The organism is Trueperaceae bacterium, assembly GCA_036381035.1.
Taxonomy (GTDB): Bacteria; Deinococcota; Deinococci; order Deinococcales; family Trueperaceae; genus DASRWD01.
The window spans coordinates 1-4775 of the sequence record DASVDQ010000070.1 but is presented as its reverse complement, the minus strand read 5'-3'; the positions used below and the strand labels follow the sequence as shown (position 1 = coordinate 4775).

The following is a 4775-nucleotide window of genomic DNA, read 5'->3' as shown; positions in this document are numbered from 1 at the left end:
CTCTACCTCTGGGGCCCCGCCGGCAACGGCAAAACCCACCTCGCCATCGCCACAGGCCACCACCTCGCCGAAACCGGTCACACCGTCGCCTTCCACGGCATCGCCGCCCTCTTCGCCCAGATCCGCGCATCCTTCGCCCCCGACGGCCCCCCACGCCCCCACCTCCACCACCCCGACATCCTCATCCTCGACGACCTCGGCAAGATCAAACCCACCGAATTCGTCTACGAAACCTTCTACGCCACCCTCGAAACCCGCTGGTCACAAGAAAAGACCATCATCTTCACCGCCAACCACCGCCCACTCGACGCCGCCAACCAACTCGCCCCAGACCCCGAAAGCGCCGCCGCCATCCTCTCCCGCATGGCCAGCGGCACCGTCACCGAAATCAAGGGCAGAGACGAGAGGCTGCCCCGGTGACCCTCGAGCTCCCCTGGCCACCCACCCTCAACACCAGCTGGCGCCGCGTCGGTAACCGCACCGTCCTCTCAGCCAAAGCCCGCCGGTATCGCGCCGACGTCCTCGCCGCCGTCGCAGAGCAAGGCAGCCCACGCCTCGGCACCGCACGCCTCGCCGTCACCCTCACCCTCCACCCACCCGACCGACGCCGCATGGACGTCGACAACCGAGCCAAGCCCGCGCTGGACGCGCTCGAGTTCGCCCGCGTCTACGCCAACGACAGCCAGATCGACCGACTCACCATCGTCCGCGCCGAGCCGCGCCAGGGCGGCGCGCTCACCGTCCAGATCGAGGAGATACCAGGGGACTCATGACCATCACATCGTCTGCTACCATCAACCCAGCACCGCCCCTCCGGGGCGCACGATCCCCCGCGAAGGAGGCGGCGGTGCGCATCGTCATCCCAGGCAGGCCACAATCCCGGGAACGCAACGGCGACGGCCGAGACAACGTCCCAGCGGCCGCCTACGTCGACGCCGTCCGCACCGAAGCCAGGCGCCTCGGCCTCGGACGCCGCGGCCACCCGCTCGTACCGCACGGGCACGTGCACGTCGACCTCCTGCTCGTCTACACGTCGGACGAGAACCTACCACCGACCAGCTGGCCAGCCCAGAGCATCCCCAACGCCGACACCGCCGCGCACCTCATCCTCAAGGCCCTCACCGGCCTCGCATGGACGCACGCCACGCAGGCCAACCCACTCGTCACCACGAGGCGCGTCATCACGCGCGCCGAGTGCCGCCAGCTCTACGGCAGCGTCGAGGGCGCCACCGTCATCACGATCGGGGCCTGAGCCATGGCCGACGCTCGGACGACTCGGACACGCCAACGCGCCCGCGAGGACTCGGTCGAGCAGCGCAAGAGCCGCTTCCTCGCCGAGCTCGCCCGCATGGCGAACGTCAGCGCCGCCGCGAAGAAGGCCGGCGTCCCCCGCAGCACCGCCTACGACTGGTACAAGGCCGACGAGGCGTTCGCCGCCGCGTGGGACGACGCGGTAGAGGTCGCTGTCGACAGCCTCGAGAAGGAAGCCTGGCGCCGCGCGAGGGACGGTGTCCTGAAGCCCGTCTACCAGAAGGGCGAGAAGGTCGGGCAGGTACGTGAGTACAGCGACCAGCTCATGGTGACGCTGTTGAAGGCACACAGGCCGGAGAAGTACCGGGAGCGCACCCAGACCGAACTGATCGGCCCCGGCGGCGGTGACCTCGTGATCAAGGTCGAGTATGACGACCCGAACCCTAACGGTCCGGCTACCTAGACCGCATGCCGGCCAGGTACAGGTCCTCCAACGGCTCCGGCGCTTCAACGCGCTCTGCATGGGCCGCCGCTTCGGGAAGACCGTCCTCGGCGTGCACCGCCTCACGCCCGCTCTGCACGGCTACCCCGTGGCGTGGTTCAGCCCCACGTACAAGATGCTCGAGGAGGTCTGGCGCGACACGAAACGCTTCTACGGCGAGGCCATCCGGCACAAGGACGAGCAGCTCATGCGCCTCGAGACGTGGGGCGGCGGCGTGATCGACTTCTGGAGCCTCGACCGCGCCGACAGCGTCCGCGGCCGCAAGTACAAGCGCGTCATCGTCGACGAGGCCGCCATGGTCCCCGGCCTCGAGGAGGCCTGGCCCGCCGTCATCCGCCCCACACTCACCGACCTGAAGGGAGAGGCTGACTTCCTCAGCACCCCCAAGGGCCGCAACTACTTCTACGACCTGTTCCAGCGCGGACAGCGCGACGACCGCCCGGACTGGTTCAGCGCATCCGCGCCGACCAGCGCGAACCCCTACATCGACCCCGCCGAGATTGAGGACGCCCGCCGCGAACTGCCCGAGCTCGTGTTCCGCCAGGAGTACCTGGCAGAGTTCGTTGATGCCGGCGGCGCGCGCATCAGCCGCGCCTGGCTGAAGCACGGGCCCGCCCCGGACGGCCTGAGTGTCACGATGGGCGTAGACCTCGCCATCAGCACCAAGACCGATGCGGACTACACCGCCGTCGCGGTCCTCGGCCGCGCCACGGACGGGCGACTGTTCGTCCTCGACGTTCAGAGGATCCGCGCGTCGTTCCACGACGTGCTGCGCTTCGTCGAGAGCATGGCAGGGAAGTGGCAGCCACGCAGCATCGCCATCGAGCAGGTGCAGTTCCAGGCCGCCGTCATCCAGGAGCTTCTGCGCACGACGAAGCTGCCTGTGCTCGGAGTGAAGCCCGACCGGGACAAGGTGACGCGTTTTCAGCCGCTCGAGGCCCGGTACCAGCAGGGCCTCGTCACACACGTCCCGGGTCTGCCCGGCGAGTTCGAGGACGAGCTGCTGGCGTTCCCGGTCGGGAGGCATGACGACATGGTCGACGCGCTCGCGTACGCGTACGCCGCTCCGGAACCGTCAGGGTTCCGGGTGAGGGGAGCCACCGCATGAGCAAGAGCAAGCCCCGCGCCGCGGCCGTGAGGGCCCGCGCGTTCGCCACGACCGCCCTCGACCTCGAGCCGGCCCTGCAGCTGCGCATCGACACGCCCTTGGAGGCCGAACCCAGCGAGGCGGCGCAGACGCACGACGCCCGCGTCCGCGTCCCCTGGCCCATCCCGGCGTCGCAGCTGATCGACTTCTACCTGGCCTCGCCGTGGCTGGGCGCGATCGGCAACCTCCTCGCCGACGCCGTCTCCAGCGCCAAGTGGGACCTCGCAGCCCGCGACGTGGACACCCTCGGCCAGCCCCTCGACCGCGCCAGCGACTTCGACAAGGCCAGCGACGAGAACTACCGCCGCGCGAAGGCCTGGCTGTCCCGCGAGACGATCGGGCGGGAGGGCGCCAGCGAACTCGACCTGCCCGCCCTCCTCCGCGCCCTGTGCGTCGCGAACGACCAGACCGGGAACGTGTTCGTCGAGGTCCTCCGCGACCAGGCCGGCCGCGAACCCATGCAGGTCAGCCACCTGCTGCCGCAGTTCGTCTGGTACGAGGCGCGCGACACCGGCCTCGTCCTCAGGCAGGAGGACCCGTTCGGGAAGCCGGTCGACTTCGTACCGTTCGGCACCCGCAAGGCCGCCGACAAGGAAGTCCGCGAGTTCCTGCATCAACGGCAGACGAACCTCGCGTCGAGCTTCTACGGCCTGCCCTCCTGGATCGCGGCGCGTGACAGCGTCGAGGTCGACAACCAGCACAGGCGGTACCTCAAGGGCTTCTTCAAGAACCACGGCACGCCTCGCTACCTCGTGACCGTCACCGAGGATCCGACCTGGACGGGGCAGAAGCCTGGCGACGACGCCCTCGACGCCCTCTTCGAGCAGGTCCGCGGCTTCCTCGAGGCCAACGCCGGCGACATGGCCGGCCGGAACCTCATCCTCCAGTACCCCGGCGGCATCACCGTCACCGCGCAGGCGCTCGACCACAAGCTCGAGGACCCCACCTTCCCGAACACCGCGAAGCTCGCACGCGACGAGATCCTCGCAGTGCGGCACGTCAGCCTCATCAACCTGGGCCTGCCGGAAGGCGGGTACAGGGCGACGGCCGAGACACAAGCGGACGACTTCGTGACGCAGGCGCTCATCCCGTTCGCAGCGCCGGCCGTCGCGATCATCAACCGCATCCTCCACGCCCCCGCCCCCAGCGGGCTCGGCATCACGGACTACGACTTCGAGCTGACGTTCGACGACGCCGAGCAGCTCATGCGGAAGGTGGAAGCGCTCGTGAAGGCCGCCGGCGCCCCCGTCCTCTCCCAGGCGGAAGCCAGGCAGGTGCTCGGGTACGAGCCGGCCGGCGAGACCAAGCCGCTGCTGCCGACGACGATGCTCCCCGCCGGCGACTTCGCCGCGGGCGGGCCCGATGCCACGCCGGCCGAGGACTAACCCCCGCCTAGCGCGCGCCCGGCACCTGGCGCAGGTCGAGGCGGCCGTCCGCCGGTACTCGCCGGAGGTGTGGACGGCCGCCCGCCGACTGCACGCCAAGTGGCTCAGGGAGGCGCTCGCCGCGGCGCGCCCGCTGCTCGACCGCCTCGTCATCGAGGCCAGGCTGTACGAGCTCGAGGTCGAGTGGCTCGCCGGCGAACTCGACTGGCTCGGGTACGCCATCGAACCCGAGGAGCTCCTCGAGCAAGCCGAGATCCAGTGGGTGCTCAGGCGCATCGCCGAGACCGTGCCCGCCAGGGCCGGGTTCCTCCCCACCGACCCCCGCCGCGACACCCTCATCAGGGAGACGGTGCGGATCCTCGAGGACGACCTGAGCGTCTTCTGGCGGAACCTCACCGACCCCAAGCTCCTCGCGCGCCGCCTGGTGAACCTGAAGGCGGAGGGCGTGCCGTACGTTGAGGCCTCGCGCCGGGTGGCCGCCCAGTACGGG

General features: G+C 69.9%; 7 protein-coding genes. All 7 read left to right on the top strand.

Going from position 1 to position 4775, the window contains the following annotated elements; translation table 11 throughout:
• Positions 1 to 420: ATP-binding protein (locus tag VF202_08345; GenBank protein HEX7040105.1), on the top strand; the 420-nt coding region annotated here is incomplete at its 5' end.
• Positions 417 to 773 (top strand): RusA family crossover junction endodeoxyribonuclease, encoded by a 357-nt coding sequence (locus VF202_08340; protein ID HEX7040104.1) that lies wholly within the window; start codon positions 417 to 419, stop codon positions 771 to 773. The genes VF202_08345 and VF202_08340, both read left to right, overlap by 4 nt.
• A 74-nt stretch (positions 774 to 847) precedes the next feature.
• Positions 848 to 1252 carry a hypothetical protein gene (locus tag VF202_08335; protein ID HEX7040103.1) on the top strand — a complete coding sequence of 135 codons (405 nt, stop codon included), beginning with the start codon at positions 848 to 850 and terminating at the stop codon, positions 1250 to 1252.
• A 3-nt stretch (positions 1253 to 1255) separates the two neighbouring features.
• On the top strand, positions 1256 to 1714 hold the full coding sequence (locus VF202_08330; protein HEX7040102.1) for a helix-turn-helix domain-containing protein: 459 nt from the start codon (positions 1256 to 1258) through the stop codon (positions 1712 to 1714).
• A 58-nt stretch (positions 1715 to 1772) separates the two neighbouring features.
• Positions 1773 to 2861 carry a phage terminase large subunit gene (gene terL / locus VF202_08325; GenBank protein HEX7040101.1) on the top strand — a complete coding sequence of 363 codons (1089 nt, stop codon included), beginning with the start codon at positions 1773 to 1775 and terminating at the stop codon, positions 2859 to 2861.
• The gene (locus VF202_08320; GenBank protein HEX7040100.1) at positions 2858 to 4285 is read left to right on the top strand and encodes a phage portal protein; all 1428 of its coding nucleotides are present in this window, start codon (positions 2858 to 2860) and stop codon (positions 4283 to 4285) included. Before terL ends, VF202_08320 begins: the two co-directional genes overlap by 4 nt.
• Positions 4263 to 4775: hypothetical protein (locus tag VF202_08315; protein HEX7040099.1), on the top strand; the 513-nt coding region annotated here is incomplete at its 3' end. The genes VF202_08320 and VF202_08315, both read left to right, overlap by 23 nt.